This window comes from Paenibacillus algorifonticola (assembly GCF_050481745.1).
GTDB lineage: Bacteria > Bacillota > Bacilli > Paenibacillales > Paenibacillaceae > Pristimantibacillus > Pristimantibacillus algorifonticola_A.
In genome coordinates this window covers 212,994-231,932 of sequence record NZ_JBCNGR010000008.1, presented here as the reverse complement: position 1 = coordinate 231,932, position 18,939 = coordinate 212,994, and the positions used below count along the sequence as shown (strand labels likewise).

16 protein-coding genes and 1 other RNA gene are annotated in these 18,939 nt (G+C 49.7%); 15 read left to right on the top strand and 2 right to left on the bottom strand.

The window, feature by feature from the left end:
* Window positions 1-271: 271 nt before the first annotated feature.
* The 10 genes from glyQ to rnpB all read left to right on the top strand — a co-directional run bounded on the left by glyQ (window position 272) and on the right by rnpB (window position 11,094).
* Window positions 272-1,153, top strand: coding sequence for a glycine--tRNA ligase subunit alpha (gene glyQ / locus ABEW34_RS08590; RefSeq protein ID WP_046229903.1), 882 nt, complete (start codon window positions 272-274; stop codon window positions 1,151-1,153).
* The gene (glyS, locus tag ABEW34_RS08585; RefSeq protein ID WP_430157109.1) at window positions 1,153-3,237 is read left to right on the top strand and encodes a glycine--tRNA ligase subunit beta; all 2,085 of its coding nucleotides are present in this window, start codon (window positions 1,153-1,155) and stop codon (window positions 3,235-3,237) included. The genes glyQ and glyS overlap by 1 nt, the downstream gene beginning before the upstream one ends.
* Before the next feature lie 84 nt (window positions 3,238-3,321).
* Window positions 3,322-4,137, top strand: a complete 816-nt coding sequence (locus tag ABEW34_RS08580) for a pyruvate, water dikinase regulatory protein (protein ID WP_430157107.1) — start codon at window positions 3,322-3,324, stop codon at window positions 4,135-4,137.
* A gap of 42 nt (window positions 4,138-4,179) precedes the next feature.
* On the top strand, window positions 4,180-4,644 hold the full coding sequence (locus ABEW34_RS08575; protein ID WP_430158520.1) for a YaiI/YqxD family protein: 465 nt from the start codon (window positions 4,180-4,182) through the stop codon (window positions 4,642-4,644).
* 42 nt (window positions 4,645-4,686) lie between these two features.
* Entirely contained in the window at window positions 4,687-6,522 is a 1,836-nt protein-coding gene (dnaG, locus tag ABEW34_RS08570) for a DNA primase (RefSeq protein WP_430157104.1), read from the top strand.
* 34 nt (window positions 6,523-6,556) lie between these two features.
* The gene (gene rpoD / locus ABEW34_RS08565) at window positions 6,557-7,693 is read left to right on the top strand and encodes an RNA polymerase sigma factor RpoD (RefSeq protein WP_046229898.1); all 1,137 of its coding nucleotides are present in this window, start codon (window positions 6,557-6,559) and stop codon (window positions 7,691-7,693) included.
* Window positions 7,694-7,843: 150 nt separating this feature from the next.
* Window positions 7,844-8,689: a hypothetical protein gene (locus tag ABEW34_RS08560; protein WP_430157101.1), complete on the top strand. Its 846-nt coding sequence runs from the start codon at window positions 7,844-7,846 to the stop codon at window positions 8,687-8,689.
* Complete coding sequence (locus tag ABEW34_RS08555; RefSeq protein ID WP_430157098.1) at window positions 8,689-9,477, top strand: tRNA (adenine(22)-N(1))-methyltransferase; 789 nt, start codon at window positions 8,689-8,691, stop codon at window positions 9,475-9,477. Before ABEW34_RS08560 ends, ABEW34_RS08555 begins: the two co-directional genes overlap by 1 nt.
* The gene (locus ABEW34_RS08550; RefSeq protein ID WP_430157094.1) at window positions 9,444-10,565 is read left to right on the top strand and encodes a Nif3-like dinuclear metal center hexameric protein; all 1,122 of its coding nucleotides are present in this window, start codon (window positions 9,444-9,446) and stop codon (window positions 10,563-10,565) included. Before ABEW34_RS08555 ends, ABEW34_RS08550 begins: the two co-directional genes overlap by 34 nt.
* Window positions 10,566-10,687: 122 nt before the next feature.
* Window positions 10,688-11,094: RNase P RNA component class A (rnpB, locus tag ABEW34_RS08545), an RNA gene on the top strand.
* A 394-nt stretch (window positions 11,095-11,488) separates the two neighbouring features.
* On the opposite strand, the gene ABEW34_RS08540 is transcribed toward rnpB, so the two are convergent.
* Entirely contained in the window at window positions 11,489-13,360 is a 1,872-nt protein-coding gene (locus tag ABEW34_RS08540; protein ID WP_430157091.1) for a S8 family peptidase, read from the bottom strand.
* A 206-nt stretch (window positions 13,361-13,566) separates the two neighbouring features.
* On the opposite strand from ABEW34_RS08540, the gene ABEW34_RS08535 reads away from it, so the two are divergent.
* The 3 genes from ABEW34_RS08535 (at window position 13,567) to ABEW34_RS08525 (ending at window position 14,871) form a co-directional block, all read left to right on the top strand.
* Entirely contained in the window at window positions 13,567-14,067 is a 501-nt protein-coding gene (locus tag ABEW34_RS08535; protein ID WP_338551943.1) for a YpuI family protein, read from the top strand.
* 54 nt (window positions 14,068-14,121) lie between these two features.
* Window positions 14,122-14,331, top strand: a complete 210-nt coding sequence (locus ABEW34_RS08530; protein WP_430157087.1) for a DUF1540 domain-containing protein — start codon at window positions 14,122-14,124, stop codon at window positions 14,329-14,331.
* A gap of 90 nt (window positions 14,332-14,421) precedes the next feature.
* A complete protein-coding gene (locus tag ABEW34_RS08525; RefSeq protein ID WP_430157084.1) occupies window positions 14,422-14,871 on the top strand; it encodes a hypothetical protein in 450 nt (149 codons plus the stop codon).
* A gap of 100 nt (window positions 14,872-14,971) precedes the next feature.
* Here the strand turns inward: ABEW34_RS08525 and ABEW34_RS08520 are convergent, their stop codons facing one another.
* Entirely contained in the window at window positions 14,972-15,601 is a 630-nt protein-coding gene (locus tag ABEW34_RS08520; RefSeq protein WP_341278386.1) for a GTP pyrophosphokinase, read from the bottom strand.
* 172 nt (window positions 15,602-15,773) lie between these two features.
* Here ABEW34_RS08520 and ABEW34_RS08515 point away from each other — a divergent pair, with 172 nt between their 5' ends.
* Together ABEW34_RS08515 and ABEW34_RS08510 are read left to right on the top strand one after the other, a co-directional pair.
* On the top strand, window positions 15,774-16,562 hold the full coding sequence (locus tag ABEW34_RS08515) for an ABC transporter ATP-binding protein (RefSeq protein WP_430157080.1): 789 nt from the start codon (window positions 15,774-15,776) through the stop codon (window positions 16,560-16,562).
* Window positions 16,559-18,862: a chlorophyllase/cutinase-like alpha/beta fold protein gene (locus ABEW34_RS08510; protein WP_430157076.1), complete on the top strand. Its 2,304-nt coding sequence runs from the start codon at window positions 16,559-16,561 to the stop codon at window positions 18,860-18,862. Before ABEW34_RS08515 ends, ABEW34_RS08510 begins: the two co-directional genes overlap by 4 nt.
* Window positions 18,863-18,939: the final 77 nt, after the last annotated feature.

Below are 18,939 nucleotides of genomic sequence, written 5' to 3'. Positions count from 1 at the left end.
TAGTGGAAGCCCGGAGCGGACCAGCAGCGAAAGGGCACTCCGGAGTCGCGTTTAAGAAAGCGGGTTTTCTTGCGCAGCAAGTAGAGAAGAACTGGTGTAAGGTTAACTGGTTATTGTTGCTGCATCCAAGAAAGCCAAGTAGGGTGGAACCGCGGGAGATCAGCTCTCGTCCCTATGTCTGGCGGCAGACGTAGAGGCGAGAGTTTTTGTGTTCCCTTGAGACTGCCGCCGCTGGTGAAATTGCAAAAGCAAAAAAAGGAGCGGAAAAGGTATGAACTTTCAAAGCATGATACTCACGCTGCAGCAGTTCTGGGCCGAGCAAAATTGTATTTTGGTGCAGCCTTACGATGTAGAGAAAGGGGCAGGCACGATGAACCCGATGACGTTTTTACGCTCCATTGGGCCAGAGCCTTGGAATGTAGCTTATGTTGAGCCTTCGCGACGCCCGAACGATGGCCGTTATGGTGAAAATCCGAACAGGTTGTATCAGCATCATCAGTTTCAAGTTATTTTGAAGCCGTCACCAGACAATATTCAAGAGCTTTATTTGGAGAGCCTTACTCGCCTAGGCATTGATCCGAAAGATCATGATATCCGTTTCGTTGAGGATAACTGGGAAGCACCGACGCTTGGCGCATGGGGACTTGGCTGGGAAGTATGGCTCGATGGCATGGAAATTACGCAGTTTACTTATTTCCAGCAGGTGGGTGGCCTTGATGCAAGTCCGGTAGCCGTGGAAATTACATACGGCATGGAGCGTCTTGCTTCCTATATTCAGGACAAGGAAAACGTGTTTGATCTCGAATGGGTTGATGGCGTAACGTACGGCGATGTGTTCAAGCAGCCGGAATATGAGCATTCCAAATATACGTTTGAGACGTCGGATACCGCGATGCTGTTCTCATTGTTTAATATGTACGAAGAGGAAGCTAAGAAGACGATGGAGCATAATCTCGTGTTCCCGGCCTATGACTATGTGCTGAAATGCTCGCATGCGTTCAATCAGCTGGATGCGCGCGGCGCCATCAGCGTGACGGAACGGACAGGCTACATTATGCGCGTGAGAAATTTGGCACGCCAAGTGGCTGCGACTTATTTGGAAGAGCGCGAGCGCCTTGGATTCCCGATGCTGAAAGAAAGGAGCGAGGCGTAATGGCTAAAGATTTATTGCTGGAAATTGGTTTGGAGGAAGTTCCTGCAAGATTTGTAAGAGGGGCTATGAATCAGCTTAAGGAGAAGCTGGTAAAGTGGCTCGCGGAATCGCGTATTGCTCATCAAGATGTACAAGCCTATGCTACGCCGCGCAGACTTGCTGTTTTGGTGCAAGGTGTGGAAGAGAAGCAGGCGGATGTCAATGAGCAGGTTAAAGGCCCTTCCCGCAAAATTGCCCAGGATGATCAGGGCAATTGGAGCAAAGCGGCGCTTGGCTTTGCACGCAGTCAAGGCGCAGAGCCGGAGCAGCTCTATTTTCAGGAGCTGGCAGGGGTAGAATATGTATATGCGAACAAAAGCAGCATCGGTATCGATACGGCTGCTGTTTTATCCGAAGGCTTGACGAATTTAATTACCTCGATGTCGTTTCCGAAAAATATGCGTTGGGGAAGCTACGATTTGAAGTTCATTCGGCCGATAAAATGGTTATTGGCGCTTTATGGCCAAGATGTTGTACCATTTGAAATTACAGGCGTGCGCAGCGGCAACAGCAGCAGAGGACATCGTTTCCTCGGCGCTGAGACGTCAGTGACAGAGCCTGCGGCGTACAAAGAACGTTTGCGCGAGCAGCATGTCATCGTCGATGTAGAAGAGCGGGAACAAATAATCGTCACTCAAATTGAGCAGCTGGCGAAGGAGCAAAACTGGGAGATTGCCATCAATCAGGATTTGCTGGAGGAAGTGCTGTTCCTTGTGGAAATTCCGAATGTATTATACGGTGCATTTGATCCCGAATTCCTCAACATTCCGCAGGATGTGCTTATTACGTCGATGCGTGAGCATCAGCGGTATTTCCCGGTGTTGGACGGCAAAGGTCAGCTGCTCCCTTATTTTGTAACGGTGCGCAACGGCGACCGGAACAAAATTGACGTTGTAGCAAAAGGCAATGAAAAGGTGCTTCGCGCCCGTCTGTCTGATGCGAAGTTCTTCTATGAAGAGGATCAGAAGCTGGCCATTGGCGACGCGCTTGCCAAGCTTGAAAACATCGTATATCACGAGGAGCTAGGAACGGTTGCTAATAAAGTAGGCCGTATCAGATCTTTGGCTGATTTGCTTGCAGCGAAATTGCAGGTGGATGCGGGTACCGCAGCGCATATTACCCGGACGGCTGATATATGCAAGTTCGACCTGGTCACCCAAATGGTCGGCGAGTTTCCAGAGCTGCAGGGCATTATGGGTGAGGATTATGCTCGTAAAGCAGGCGAGAACGAGACGGTTGCTGCTGCCATTAATGAGCATTACCAGCCGCGCTTTGCTGGAGATCGTGCACCGGCCTCGATAACAGGCGCCGTTGTAAGCCTTGCGGATAAATTGGATACGATTGTTGGCTGCTTCTCCATCGGCATTATTCCTACTGGATCTCAGGATCCTTATGCTCTTCGCCGTCAAGCGGCTGGCGTCGTGCAAATTATTTTGGCACAGCGTTTGAATTTGCAGCTTAGCGACTTGTTTGATGCGGCGCTTGAGGTTCATGAGGCTAGAGGCATGAAGCGCATTGCGGATGAAGTACGCAAGGATTTAACGGAATTTTTTGCGCTTCGTGTGAAAAATGTGTTGTCCGAGCAAGCGATTCGTTATGACGTTGTAGATGCTGTAATGGGTGCAGGCTTTAACAATCTGCTCCTGACCGTGGAGCGCGCAGCTCTGTTGAATGCGCAAGCTTCGGGCGAGGACCGCGCAGCATTCAAGCTGGTTGTGGATGCTTTCAATCGCGTCAGCAATTTGGCTGCCAAAGCAACGACTAAAGTTGTAGACGAAGCTTTGTTTGCGGAACCAGCGGAATCCACGCTGTATAAGGAATGGCAGGCCGTTCATATATTGTTCCAGCAAGCAGTTGTCGGAGGAGAAATTGCTGATGCTGCAGCAAAGCTTGCTGCATTGAAAACACCAATCAATACGTATTTCGATGCTGTAATGGTTATGGCGGAAGATGAGAAGGTACGTGCTAACCGTTTGGCGACTCTCTCTTTAATTGCAGAAGATATAGCGGTTGTGGCGGATTATTCAAAGCTTGTCTGGTCATAAACGGGCGTAGAGAATTACCGCAGCAATCAATGAATCGTTCATCTTCGAAATAACTTCTAACTAAGAAGGGGAGGATGATAAAACATGACAAAATCGATGACAGATGTCATTATTTATGTCGTATCGGATGCAGCTGGCGATACGGGCGAACTCGTTGTAAGGGCCGCCGTCGCACAGTTTCATCCGATTCAGACGGATATCCGGAGAGCGCCATTCATTACGGATGTACCAGCGCTTGAACGGGTAGTCCGCCAGGCTCAGGAAGCTGGCGCAATCGTGTTGTTTACGCTCGTCATCCCGCATTTGCGCGAGGCGATGGGCAGGCTGGCAGAGCAGTATGACACGGTGTCTATCGATCTGCTCGGACCGCTTATCCAAAGTCTTGAAGTGAAGACGGGACAACAATCACGGCAAGAACCGGGGCTAAACCATGTGCTGGATGAAAACTACTTCCGCAAAGTGGATGCTGTTGAATTTGCAGTGCGTTACGATGATGCGAAAGATCCTTCGGGTGTGCTGAAAGCCGATATTGTGCTCATCGGCGTATCTCGGACTTCTAAGACGCCGCTATCGATGTATTTGGCTCATCAGAAATACAAGGTGGCGAACATCCCGCTCGTGCCGGAGCTAAAGCCGCCCGCGGAGCTGTTTCATGTTCCGAAGGCGAAAATTGTTGGTCTGACGATAGGCGTTCCCTATCTAAACATTATTCGCAAAGAACGGCTCAAGGCGCTTGGGCTGCCGAACAGTGCATCATATGCGGCGACGGATCGCATCGAGAAGGAGCTGCTTTATGCGGAATCCATCATGAAGCAGCTGGGCTGTGTCATTATTGATGTATCCCATCGTGCGGTCGAAGAAACAGCAAGCTTGATTATGGAGCATATTCGCTTCACCTAAGCGCTATTCTAGAGAAGAAACGAGTGGTGATTCGTTATTCCTATAACAAAGCCTACCATTATCGTTGATGGCGATGCTTGTCCGGTCAAAGCGGAAATTAAGCAAATTGCCCGAAGCTTTTCGCTGCCTGTGCTGATGGTCTCCTCCTATGATCACCACCTTGATGCCGAAGAAGGCGTTTCGGTTATACAGGTGGAGGCGGGGAAAGATTCCGTAGACATGTATATCGTCAATCATTTGCTGAAAGGCGATGTCGTTGTTACACAGGATTTCGGTCTGGCTTGCATTGCGCTTGGCAAGGGGGCTCTTGTCCTTTCGCCGCGCGGCGAGCAATACACGGATGATAACATCGATTATTTGATGGAGCGCCGTCATGAACAAGCTAAACGCAGGCGCAGCGGAGGTAAATCCAAGGGCCCGAAAGCGATGACAACGGAAGATCGAGATCGATTTCAACAAAAGATGACAAAAGTTTTGCAAAGCGAGCAGGAGAAACATGACATTTAGCGAATATTATTTACGTGTTACTTAGGATGAAGGTGATGAACGATGACATACGGTAATAAAATACCGGAGGAGGTCATAGATGCGGTACGCCGTCATTATGACATCGTAGAGACAGTCGGGAAGTATGTTCATCTCACGAAGCACGGCAAATATATGAAAGGGTTATGCCCTTTCCACTCTGAGAAGACCCCATCGTTTACGGTCACGCCAGAGCTGCAAATTTTCCATTGTTACGGTTGCGGTAAGACCGGACATGTCATACGATTCGTGGAAGAGATCGAAGGCTACTCTTTTCCAGAGGCGGTCAGAGTGCTTGCCGAGGAAGCAGGAATGCCTGTAACCTGGACGGGCACCGAGGGCAGTCAGCGCGAAGAAGTTGACTTAGACCGCTTAGCCATTATAGAAGCTCATCAGTTGACAGCGAAATTGTATAACTATCTATTGAATAACACACAGCATGGCAAAATCGCTAAAGACTATTTGCTTGATAGAGGTCTCAGGGAAAAGCAGATCGACCACTTTATGATAGGGTATGCGCCGGACCAATGGGACACGCTTAACCGATTTTTAACCGCAAGAAATTTTGACCCAGTTTTAATGGAAAAGGGCGGTTTGTTATCGGCTAAAAATGACGGCAGCGGTCATGTCGACCGTTTCAGGAGCCGAATCATGTTCCCGATATGGGATCGTGATGGCAAGGTGATCGCTTTCGGCGGAAGGATAATCGGTGACGGTCAGCCTAAGTATTTGAATTCCCCGGAGACGATGCTGTTCACGAAGAGCCGGATTTTTTACAATCTGCACCATGCAAGGCCAGCTATTCGCAAGAGCAAACAGGTTGTTCTGTTTGAAGGGTATATGGATGTTATAAAATCCTGGAGTGCAGGCGTAAATAATGGTGTTGCCACGATGGGTACCGCATTGACTGAGGAGCATTGTGCCATACTCGGACGGCAGGCGGAGGAGATTATCCTGTGCTATGACGGCGATGATGCCGGACAAGCAGCTGCTTTGAAATCCATTCCGATGCTCGAGAAGGCCAAGCTTAGAGTCAAAGTGTCCATCCTGCCGAAGGGCAAGGATCCCGATGAGTATATTGAGGAATACGGCCCTGATACATTCCTTAGGGAAGCAATCGACGGAGCGGCAACCACCACAAAATTTAAGCTTATATATTCAAGGAAAAACCATATACTGCTAACAGAAGAGGGCCGGAAAAACTATTTGCTCGAAGCGGCTGGCATTGTTGCAGATCTTGATTCCGCTATTGAACGCGAAGTTTACTTACAGGAGTTATCTCGCGAGTTTAATTTCCCACTTGACGTTTTGAAGCAGGACTGCCAAGCTAAAGTGCTGGAGCTGCAAAAAAAGAAGCCGCAAGGGGATAATAACGATAATTCGTGGAATAATGGTAGGAATGAAAATCGCCGTAGTTCGGGCCCTCCATCCTTGCTGCCCGCATACATCAAGGCGGAACGGCGTCTGCTCCATGTCATGATGCGTGACCGGGAAGCGGCGCTTGCGGTGCACGACAGGCTTGGCGAAGCGTTCAATGTGGAGGATCATGCAGCGCTTGCTGCTTATTTGTACGCATTTTATGCGCAGGATCATGATCCAGATGTCGGACGCTTTATTGGTTCGCTTCAGGATGAACGCCTGGAGAGAGCAGCGGCAGCCATCTCAATGATGGAAGATATTCCTTTTGACGAGGACATATTAGCCGCTGATATCGAGGATATTAGCAAGGTGCCCGCATTCAGGGAACTTGAGCTTAAGAAAGAAGAAGCGGTACAGGCAGAACGTGCCGGGGATTATATGTTAGCCGCGCAAATGCACACTGAGATTAATGCCCTAGAGAGACAGCTTAAAGGACGATAGAGGCCTGGGTTTCTAGGGAGGAGGGAGTCGGAATATGGCGAATGATCAGCATACTGGATTGGAAGCTGAACAAAAGCTGGATCAGGTCAAAGACCAGCTGATTGAACAGGGTAAGAAGAGATCCTCCCTAACTTATAAAGAGATTATGGAGAAATTATCGCCTTTCGACCAGGATCCGGAGCAGATAGACGAGTTTTTCGAGCAGCTGGATGATCAGGGGATTGAGGTTCTCAACGAAAATGATGAGGAGCGTCATAATCCGCTTGATAATCGTGGGGAAGAGCAGGAAAGAGAACAGGACGACTTTAATTTTGATGATGATTTGGCGCTTCCGCCGGGCATCAAGATTAATGACCCTGTCCGCATGTACTTAAAAGAAATCGGACGCGTGCCGCTGCTTTCTGCTGATGATGAAATTGAACTCGCACGCAGAATCGAGAACGGCGACGAAGAAGCTAAGCGCAGACTGGCTGAAGCGAATCTTCGTCTCGTGGTCAGTATTGCCAAGCGCTATGTTGGGCGCGGCATGCTGTTCCTTGATTTGATTCAAGAGGGCAATATGGGTCTGATTAAAGCGGTTGAGAAGTTTGACCACTTGAAGGGCTTTAAATTCAGTACGTATGCGACATGGTGGATTCGCCAAGCGATTACACGGGCGATTGCCGATCAGGCGCGGACGATTCGGATTCCAGTCCATATGGTGGAAACCATCAATAAGTTGATCCGTGTATCGCGTCAATTGCTGCAAGAGCTGGGCCGCGAGCCATCACCGGAAGAAATTGCTGCCGAGATGGAGCTGAGCACGGAAAAAGTTCGGGAAATTATGAAGATCGCACAGGAGCCTGTATCGCTTGAGACGCCGATTGGCGAAGAGGACGATTCGCATCTTGGTGATTTCATTGAAGATCAGGAGGCGCTTGCTCCTGCGGATGCAGCTGCTTATGAGCTGCTGAAGGAACAGCTTGAGGATGTGCTCGATACGCTTACCGAGCGTGAAGAGAACGTATTGCGTCTGCGTTTCGGTCTTGATGACGGACGTACAAGAACGCTGGAAGAAGTGGGCAAAGTGTTTGGCGTAACTCGCGAGCGGATACGGCAAATTGAGGCGAAGGCTCTTCGTAAATTGCGTCATCCGAGCCGCAGCAAACGCTTAAAGGATTTTCTCGAATAAATCGTGTCCTGGAACGGTAAGCAGGTTTGACAATACGATTCAAGCTATAATGTTTTACCAGATCGGACCTTTCTGCATGAACGAGCAGCGAGGTCTTTTTTTTCAAAATACAAATTGGTATAAAGTTCCCTTGAAAGGAATAAGCCCGGGATGAATGAAGAGCGTCGGCAGACCATTGTTAAAGAGATCGATTATTGGAGCAGAAGCAAGCTTCTGCCGCAGCAGTATTGTGATTTCCTGCTTAATTTATATGTGGATCCCGATCAAGAGGAAGATCCTAAAAAAAGGCAAGCTTCTTCACGGGGAATAGGTAAGGCGGTCATGGCCGCTTCGCAGGCATCAGGGAAACAATGGCTCCTTACTTTTGGGTTTTTTACCTTAATTTCCTTGGTTGTGCTTTATTTTAACGCTTTTCATCCTCTATTGCAAATAGGGGTCGTCGCTGCGGCGGTCGTTATTTCTCTCATTGTTTCGCAGCGGGTACGCAAACGAAATGAAGCTACTGGCCTTGTAATTGGCGGTTTAGGCATGCTGCTTATGCTTGGAGCAGGAATGTACATACTAAAATTCCATGGCATCGAGGACTGGTACTGGCAGGCTAGCCTGCTTGGCTTCTGTGCTGTATTCTGGATCATCTATGGCATCAGCGCTCGCATTCATATTTTGCATTTATGCGGCTGGGTTGCTTCCCTGCTCGTATATGCATGGCTGCTGTCACGTTTGACTGACTCTCCGGCATGGTATGGCATTCAGCTTTATTGGCTGCCGCTGTCAGGCTTGTTCGGCTGGGCCAGCTGGTTTGTGCATCAATGGTCGAAGCCGGTGTCGGCTGTATTGTTCGTAACATGCGCTTTGGTATGGTTTATGCCGGAGTTGTATGCGATGCTGTTTACGATGGAAACGGATTGGCTTCAATTGCAGCTGCTTATTAAAATCGCCTTAGGCGGCGTATTATTGTTCGCGATGAGAAAAAAATGGATAGTGTGGGTTGCTTAATGTTGAAACTTTCTAACCGATTACAAACGATTGCGGGTTATGTAACAGTGGGCTCGCGTTTAGCTGATATAGGGTCAGATCATGCGCAGCTGCCGGTTTATTTGCTGCAAGCAGGAATTGTGCCTTCGGCGATTGCCGGAGAGCTGAATAAAGGACCATTTGATGCGGCTCGCAGGCAGGGAGCAGCTGTTGGGCTGCTTCACAAGCTCGATGTACGCCAAGGTGACGGCTTGTCCGTAATCGAGCCGCTGGAAGTTGACACAGTTACGATTGCGGGCATGGGCGGCGCCTTAATGAGTGATATTTTGGAGGCTGGCTATCAGGCCGGCAAGCTCGAAGGCGTAAAAGAACTGGTGCTGCAGCCTAATGTGGGCGAGGACCGGGTCAGAGGCTGGCTGCTTGAGCATGGCTGGTCGCTGCTTGCCGAAACGATTATGGAGGAAGACGGAAAGATTTACGAGGTTCTCCATGCGCAGAAGCAAAGCGTTTTGGAGAGCAAGGAGCATAACGCTGACATTTATGATATCTCCTTATTGCCAGACTCCTTGCCTGAGGAGATTCGTTTTGCTCTGCTTGTGAAGCTGGGGCCTTTTTTGCTGCGCAAGCCGATTCCTGTTTTTCATCAAAAATGGCAGGCGGAGCTTGAAAAGCTGGACCGCGTCTGCCAAAGCCTTTCCCTTTCTGAGCAGCCGGAAGCAGCCGGAAAGCTGGCGCAGCTGCGCTATGAAATGAAGACTATGAAGGAGGTGCTCGCATGCTTGCCAATGGACACACCGTCGTGCAAATAATGGAGCAGCTGGCTCCAAAGCATTATGCGGTAGAAAATGATAAAATCGGGCTGCAGCTAGGAACGCTGGCTAAGCCCATTAGCCATATTCTCGTTGCTCTTGACGTGACGGATGAGGTCGTGGACGAAGCGATTGCTGCGGGGGCAGAGCTGATTATTGCCCATCATGCGATTATTTTTCGCCCGCTATCCAAGCTTGACACGTCTACGCCAGCAGGAAAGCTGTATGAGAAGCTGATCAAAAATGATATTGCCGTCTACATTTCACACACCAATCTGGACGTAACAGATGGCGGCATTAACGATTGGATGGCTGATTTGGTCGGCATTAAGCCGGAAGGGCGCATATGCCTGGAGGAAGTGCATACAGACCAATGGAACAAGCTCGTTGTGTTTGTGCCTAAAGGACATGAGGAAAAGGTGCTGGAAGCGATCTGGAGCGCCGGAGGCGGCCAGATTGGCGATTACAGCCGCTGCAGCTTTATGATTGAAGGGACGGGAACGTTTTTGCCTGGGGAAGGAACGACGCCGTATATTGGGACTCTTGGCAAGCTGGAAAAAACAGCAGAGGTCCGTCTTGAGGTCGTTGTCCCAGACAGCCTGAAGCGCAAGGCTGTACAGGCGATGCTGAAAGCCCATCCTTACGATGAGGTAGCTTATGATTTGCACGAAATCGACTTAACCGGGCGTTCAGTTGGGCTTGGCAGAGCAGGCAAGCTGAGCGAGCCTGTAACGCTGGCAGAGCTTACAGAGCGCGTGAAGCAGGCATTCGAGGTGCCCTTTGTTCGCGTAGTAGGGGATGCAGACCGTGAAGTGCGCAAGGTGGCTGTGCTGGGTGGATCAGGTGCGCGCTACGTACGCCATGCGATTTTTGCCGGTGCCGATGTACTTATTACAGGCGATATTGACTATCATACCGCTCATGATGCACTTGCTGCGGGCATCGCTATTATTGACCCCGGCCATAATGTAGAAAAAATTATGAAGCAACGCACAGCCGATTGGCTGAATGTGCAGCTGCAGTCGCGCAAATCGGACACGAAGGCGCTCGCCTCTGTAATCGATACCGAGCCCTTCCAATTTGTTTAAAAGGGAGTAAAATTGCTTTTTTTTGCAGCAAAGCTCCAGTATATATACAGCGTTCCATTTATTAATAAGCAATTCAAGCTTGAGCTTTGCGCCAATACCTTGTATACTGATTGATGCACCGGAAAGTTTGACAGACAATCGCTGGCGGCCTTGTTGCCGCGAGAGGAAAGTCCGGGCTCCACAAGGCAGGATGCTGGATAACGTCCAGTCAGCGCGAGCTGAAGGATAGTGCCACAGAAATGGACCGCCGATGGCTGGCTTCGTGCCAGCACAGGCAAGGGTGGAACCGTGGTGTAAGAGACCACGAGGAGTACAGGTGACTGTATTCCTGGTAAACCCCATCTGGAGCAAGACCGAGAGGACGTTGCAGCTTCGAGCTGCGGCCTTAGCCTGAGGCACGTCCGGGTTGGTTGCTGGAGCCGCTTAGCAATAGGCGGCGTAGATAGATGATTGTCGCTTTCTTAGTGGGAGGGTCGTCACCGTTTGGACCACTGAAAGTACAGAACCCGGCTTACGGCAAACTTTCCGCAACGAACTTAAATGAACAAATCATCATTTGCGATTATAGAGATGTCAGTGGACGTTCCTTCGGGAGCTAACCGCCCTGCATCTCTTTTTTGCATTTTCATAGGATGTTGATTCACATGCTGCCTTCAGGCAAGTTGTATACGAGCAATTTAAATGGCTTGAAAAAAATAAATTCCGCAAGAAGAGCGTTTTGCAGCGGAGCTGAAACTTGATCGGAAACTGGAGGCGCTTCGCCAAGTTAGCACCAAACGTTACGCATAGGAATACGATAAAAAAAGCATGGCTGGAAGCGGACGAGCTGCTTCAATGCCATGCTTTTAATCTTTTATGCCGGCCCGCAGACAAGCAGCCAATGCGGCATTGCCATGCCCATGCCGACTCAGCCTCCCGGCAGCTTATTTCTCATACTTGCGCATAATGGAATTCAGACGGTTTTTTGTCTTGTCCGGGTACGTCTGAAGCGCAGTATTAAAGTTCATTGCGGCTTTGAGCGCACGGTCAATGTCAATTTCCCCGTAGCCAAAATAAACATCCTTTCCAGGGTCGCCTAAATCAACGGCCGATTTGCGCATAATTTCCATTACTTCCTCATTCGTCAAATCCGGATTGACGGAGCGAATGAGCCCGGCTAGTGCCGCTACGTGCGGACTTGCCATCGAGGTGCCGGAGAGTGCCGCATATTGGCCGCCAGGATAAGTGCTGGCAATGCTGTCTCCTGGCGCAGCTACATCAATATAATCGCCATAGTTGGAGAAAGAAGCTTTTTTCTGTGCGGAATCCGTTGCTGCAACAGCGAATACTTCCGGGTAAGCAGCCGGATAGCCCGGTCGATCGGTATTGTCATTGCCGCTGGCTGCAATCAGCACAACGTCATGATCGTACGCATATTTAATCGCATCATGCAGAAAATCAGCCTGCGCATAGTTGCCAAGGCTCATATTAATGACCTTGGCGCCATGGTCAGTTGCCCAGATCAGTCCTTGAGCGACTGAGTAGGTCGAGCCAGCGCCGCTGCTGTCAAGCACCTTAACCGGCATCACCTTGTTGTACCAGGATAAGCCAGCTACACCCTCGCCATTGTTGACGGACGCACTGATGATGCCAGCTACATGCGTACCGTGACCGACATCATCATCTGGTGCAGCCTCGCTGTCGACAATGTTAGTGCCGTCAAGCAGCTTGCCCTGCAAATCGGGATGATCCAATTGAACGCCGGTGTCCAGCACCGCAACAATGACTTGATCATTACCCTTGGACAGCTTCCAGCCTTTCTCCGTTTCGATGGAGGGCAAATTCCATTGGTATTTGGCATACAGCGCATCATTGGGAATGACGTCCCCGCTGTCGCCGTCATTATTTGTTTCATTCGTCATATATAAATAGTGGGGCTCCACATATTCCGTTTTCCAGGAGCGGCTGAAATATTCCTTCATTTGCTTTGCTTCCATATTTTTGGAACGGAACACATAGGTATTATCAATCTGATTAATTTGGTTGACGGACACCGCGTTAACGGATTGCTTCATTTTTTCAAGCTGCTCCTCGGTTACCTTCTCGGCAAAATGGACCACAACATCCTTCACATGGTAATGGCTGGCATTGCCATTGTCTTCCCCGGTTCGTACCGTTGTATCACGGTTTGTGTTCGGAATAACCGACTCAATGCGGTAATTGCCTTCGTTTGGATAAGGGACGAGCCGCAAATTGCGCTTCTGATGGCGCTCCACCTGGGTGACAATATCCTGTTTGATGACGCCGACGACACCCATACCGCGGTATTTCTTATGGGGAACGCCGAGCACGATGAAGCGGCTGCCGCTTTTATTGACAAACGGCTTGGATTCGTAGGATTTGCCCTGCTTGACAGCGGCCGTGGCCGCTTCAACTTCGTTTTTGCCGGAATCTGATGGAATGGCGCCGCGCTGCACGCTCCGGTCGCCGTTCATTAAGCGGATGTAGGACATATGCTTATGCATGTCCATCATGCTGGTGACGTGCTTGGTTGACACGTTTTTTCCGGTTTGGCCGGCATGGCTCGTGTCCATTAGCTTATAAAATTCTTTGGTGCATTCAGAGACGCACAGAAAAGAAGTGGCCTCCATATCCCGATTGAGCGTGCGCAGCTTATGCTGCTTTTCCTGATCGGCAGACAAGCTCTTGACCGGTGCAGCGGGTTTCTTGCCTTGGGGTAGAAACAAAGGTGCAGTTGGAATGAGCAGCGTCGCCGCTACAAGCACGGTAAAGACGCCGATCCATTTCTTTTTCATTTGCGCTAACCTCCATTAAATAAAGCTGGAATAACAGCATGAGCCTGTTTGATGTATAGGTTCGCTTTAAAATCCAGAAAATATGCGGCATTATCGGCGTTTCTCCAGTACCATCTGCAAGTAATTTGTGGTACTATGTTGATGCCTAGAGTTTTATGATCATGCAACGTTTAAGCTTGTTTGGATTGAAGAAAGGGGAACTACCTATGCCAGCGACTAATGTCAAACCACTTAGTGAGACAACCCGTATTAAACTAAAAGAAGCCGTGAATCAATTGGAGCCATTTTTGAATCACTATTCGCTCGTACAATTGAATGGGGAGCAAAGCAGTGACGAGGCGCAAAATTTTTACAAAGGCCTGCTATCCGATTTGAGACATTTGTTGGTGTTTTCTGAAGTCTCGGTTGAAAAGCTGGGAGTATTGCTCAGACGCCCCAATTTTGATAACGATTTTGCAGAACGCGCCTTGTACGAAGTGTACCATCAATGTGTAAATGCCTTCTTCTATCCTAAAAATGAATGTTATTCCGAAGATGGCCGCTACGCGTACACAGGGCAAGACGCGATTCGCTTCTTGTTCAAGCCAGTTCGTGAAGCACGCGACATCGTATTGTCTTTATCCAAAATTTACGAAGAGCTGCGTGATGAGCTTGCCTACTACGAAACAGACTACATGACCCAGCGCCGAATGCAGGGGCAAAAATAAGGCAGAATGAATCACCTCCGTTCAGGGAAACTTGATAGCGGAGGTGATTTTTTTATGCCAAAGGGCGTATCATGCAGCGTATCGAATTGCACATTTTGGTCAGAAGGAAATAACTGTGCCGCCGATTCCATTGCGATTGATATTGACCAGCATGCAAGTAGCGATTATGGATCTGAATTTGCCGCTGAAGAGCTTGGCTTGCAGCATCAGGATCAGGCGGCGCAGTCGTCTGCAACATGCTGCCATACCTTTAAAGCGCGCTAAGCAGCAGGAGGATGGCTGTCAGCTACAAAAGGCTGGGCTGAAATTGGTCTGAAGCGAAAGACAAAGCTTAAAAAGTGGAGGTGATCCCAAATGGAACGCTGGGATGAAACGGAAAGCAGCAGTCATGGGGAGAAGGAGCAAAACCACGAAGCAGCGTTGGAAGAGCGTCATCATAGAGCATTGTTATCCGATGAAGAAATAAACCATGAAAGCCGTAATATTAATGAAGAAATGGCGGGAGAATTTGCCGCTGGAGTACCCGTTCCCGTATCTTATGTCCCACGCAGCGAAAACAAAAGTGAAGGCGAGGATTCGGTGAGGGACAGTGCCGGAGGCACTGCACTGGGCTGGGTCGGATTGGTGTTTGCGATCGCTTCCTGGTTTTTATGGCCTGCGCTTATGGGTGCAGCCGCAGCAGTACTCGGCTTTTTCGCGTACCGTCAAGGGGCGAAGGGACTTGGCTCATGGGCAGTCACAATTGGCTTAATCGCCTTTGTGCTCGCTGTTGTTATTATTCCATTGTACCGGGCCGTAACCTGACCTTAAATGATTCAACCGAATGATTCACCAACCGTATCTTCTTGAAAAAAAAGCCTCCGGCTTTCCGCTTATACAGCGGTGCCGGAGGCTTTTTTTGCGACTATTCTATCGCAAATTCGCGGTGCTTAAGTACCTCTTGATTCAGAGCGAGCATGCGTTTATCGAGTAAATTGATCATGTCGGCAGATTCTTTCAGCTGCTGTTGAATTTCTGGTGGGATGCCTTCATTATATTTGTAATAAATTTTGTGCTCCAGACTGGCCCAGAAATCCATCGCGCTCGTGCGGATTTGAATTTCTACAAGTACATTTTCAATGCGGTTCGTCAGGAAGACGGGGATTTCTACAATAAGATGCAGGCTCTTATAGCCATTTGGCTTCGGATTGAGCACATAATCTTTCACTTCAATTACTTTAACGTCGGTTTGCTGGCTGATCATTTCCAATATTTGATAAATGTCAGTGGAGAAAGAACAGATGACCCGCACGCCGGCAATATCGCGAATGTGCTCTTTCGCATTTTCCAAATTAATATCCATATTTTTGCGGCGGAGCTTGTCCATGACGCTTTCGGGATTTTTAATCCGTGTTTTGACATGCTCAATCGGATTGTAGTCATGAATAAATTGAAATTCCTCGTTTAAAATATTCAGCTTCGTCTCTACTTCATCCAAGGCGAATTTATACGTTAAAAAAAAGTGCGCCCATTGCTTCATCATATCTCGCTGCATGCGATCCATCACTCCTAATATCATTCTTGCTGCTATTATTGTACCATGTTCCCGTCCACATTGCTCATTTCGGGGGGAGGCAGAAGGACATCCCAGCAGGCGGGTAATGGGAAAGGATTGAATGTTAGAGCCAATTTACATATAATTTAGACTACATGGGAGGATGAGAACATTGATCATAGACATTCATAATGTAACCTGGGAACGGGAAGAAAAAGTCGTCCTTCAGGGAATGGATTGGCAGGTTGAAGCGGGTCAGCACTGGTGTTTGCTAGGGCTTAACGGCTCTGGGAAGACGACGCTTTTAAATATGATTAACGGCTATATTTGGCCAACGACAGGTTCTGTAGCAGTACTGGGGCATAAATTTGGCGAATACGATTTGCGTGAGCTGCGCAAAAGCATAGGCTGGGTCAGCACATCGCTTCAGCAAAAGCTGTATGGTCAGGATACCGCCTTCAAAATCGTCTTAAGCGGAAAATTTGCGACGATTGGGCTGTATGATCAAGCGCTGCAGGAGGATGAAAAGCAGGCGATTTCCCTGATGCGCAATCTCGGCTGTGAAGTTTTGATGAATCGCACATACAGCACGCTCTCGCAGGGCGAGCGCCAGCGAGTGCTCATTGCAAGGGCGCTGATGGCTGCGCCTAAGCTGCTTATTTTGGACGAGCCATGTACCGGGCTTGATGTGTTTGCGAGAGAACAGCTGCTGGAGATGATCAATCAGGTGGCACAGCAGCCGGACGCGCCGACTATTATTTATGTGACGCATCATGTGGAGGAGATTTTGCCTTGCTTCAATCAGACGCTGCTGATCAAGGACGGACGGGTTTTTGAAGCTGGGGATACGAGCAAGGTGCTTTCATCGGCTCGCATGAGCGACTTTTTTGGTGTGCCTGTAGAGATTGAACAGCGCGAAAACCGCAATTGGCTTTTTATAAAGGCAGCTGATCTCAAGTGAATACGGCATTGGGGCCGTTAGGCATTGTGCCGCCACCGAAGCTTCCGAGACGGGAGCGGTTAGCCCAGTGGTTAAAGGCGCGAATGCAGCAGCGGCTCGCCTATGACATTCCGCTGTTCTACCATGGCTCGGCGGGTCTGGTGATATTCGGAACGCTTGCGATGGTGCTGGTTGCGCTGGGCATGCCGACGGGATTTGGGGCGCTTGTGGATATCGGCGGTTTTGTGTTGATCAATACGGTGGCCTTGTATGCGGCTGCGCAGCTATGCTCGGTACTGCTAACGCTTGTTTTTATACCAGTTCCTCGCTTGTTTGCCGGGTATTTCTTATATGTAGGGTTAGAAGCTTATTTCATTTTTTATTATTCTGAATTTGGCTTGCTCATGTCAGTATGGTTTGCAGCAGCGTATGCCATTTGTGGCGCGCTTGCAGGCATGCTGCTCGGGCAAATACTCAAGCTGCGCGGCAGAGGGCTCGCCATTGCAGGCATTGTTGTAGCGGGAGCACTATTTGTAAATATGGCAGCGAATCAATTACGTGGAGCTTCTGATGATGCAGAGCCTGCCGCAGACATGGGGGCATATGATTCATCTGCGGATGGGGCCATGGATATGAGCCTGGAAGACGAGCCACCGGTTGCATTCATTGACGCGGAAAATCCGGCATTGCCAGGCGATTTCAGCTATCGCACCTTTACCTACGGCAGCGGAAGCGACAAGCAGCGCAGCGAGTATGGCGCGCTGACGGAGCTGGTAACGACTTCCGTCGATGCATCGGCTTACATTAAAAAGTGGACGTGGCTCAAGCAGCAGTTTTGGGGCTTTGACCAAAGGGGGCTTCCTTTAAATGCGAGAGTGTGGATGCCGGAAGGGGATGGAGCATTCCCGCTTGTGCTCATGGTGCATGGCAACCATTTAATGGAGGAGTTTTCGGATGCAGGCTATGCCTATTTGGGCGAGCTGCTTGCGAGCCGGGGCTTTATCGCGATATCGGTAGATGAAAACTTTCTTAATTATTCGGTCTGGTCGGGCATCCCCGAGCAGGATATGAAAATGCGGGCATGGATTATGCTCAAGCATATTCAGCAAATTCAGTCGTTCAGCACGCTGACGGATAATCCCTTTTATAGCAAAGTGGATTTTTCCAAGGTCTCTTTCATTGGGCATTCACGCGGCGGCCAAGCGGTAGCGATGGCAGTGGATTACAAGCGATGGTTTGCCAAGGATGAAGGGCTTGCAAGCATTGCCCAGGTCAATTTTGCTTCGGTTGTCGCTTTGGCCCCGACGGATAAGGAGGTAGACAAGGCATCGGCGCGGCTTAAAGATGTCAGCTATTTGACGCTGCAAGGCGCAAGGGACGGCGACGTCAACAGCTTTTACGGGGACAGGCAGTATATTCGCACCAGCTTTACGCTGGGCTCGCCATATTTTAAAGCGTCGCTGTATATGTCCGAGGCGAACCACAGCCGCTTTAATTCCGATTGGGGCATGATGGATGAGCGGGTTCCCGGCGGCCTGTTTCTCAATCAGCACAACATGATGACGCAGGCGGAGCAGCAGCAGGCAGCTAAAGTGTATGTCGCGGCTTTTCTGGAAGCGACGCTGCACGGCAACGTGGCTTATAAGCCATTGTTCGAAAATAACAAAGCGGCGCGGGACTGGCTCCCTTCCTCCAGCGACTATGTGAGCAGATACGAGGATGCTTCCTTCCTCGCGGCAGCGCGTTATGAAGAGGATGTGGACAAGCTGACGCTCCCGAGCGGAGGCAAGCTGAGCGCCGAAGGCTTCAACGTATGGGAGGAGTCGGAAGCGAAGGACCGCGACAACCGCAACAAGGGCTCGCGCGGCGCTGTGCTGGAATGGAACGCAGCTGCCACTTATACGTTGGAGCTTGCAGCGACGTATAGCGAGGCTGTCGTTTCCAAAGGGCTGGATACGTTCAGCTTTTCAATGGAAAATATGGGCTTGGAAAATGCGGGTGATGCAGCAGCTGTACCTCAAATCGAGCTGGAGCTTGTGCCTGCTCTTGGGCAGGCGGTGCGCTTGCCACTATCCAGCTTTAACGATATTGCGCAGCCCTTTGAAACGCAGTTTACAATTAACCCTTGGCTGGAGAAGCGAATGAAAGAGGGGAAATATAAATCGAGCATGGAATCAGTGTTTCAAACCTACAGCTTGCCGGTGGCACGGTTTGCCGAAGCAGGCGGCTGGCCATACGGGACGGAAGTTAAGCGGATAACGTTTTATTTTTCTGGTGCGCCTGGTCGGGTGATGCTGGATGACATCGGCTTTTATAGGTGAAATGCGGCTATAGACAAATAACCTCCCGGCAGAAGGGAGGTTATTTGTCTATAGCCGCGCCACCAGAGGACGGCGAC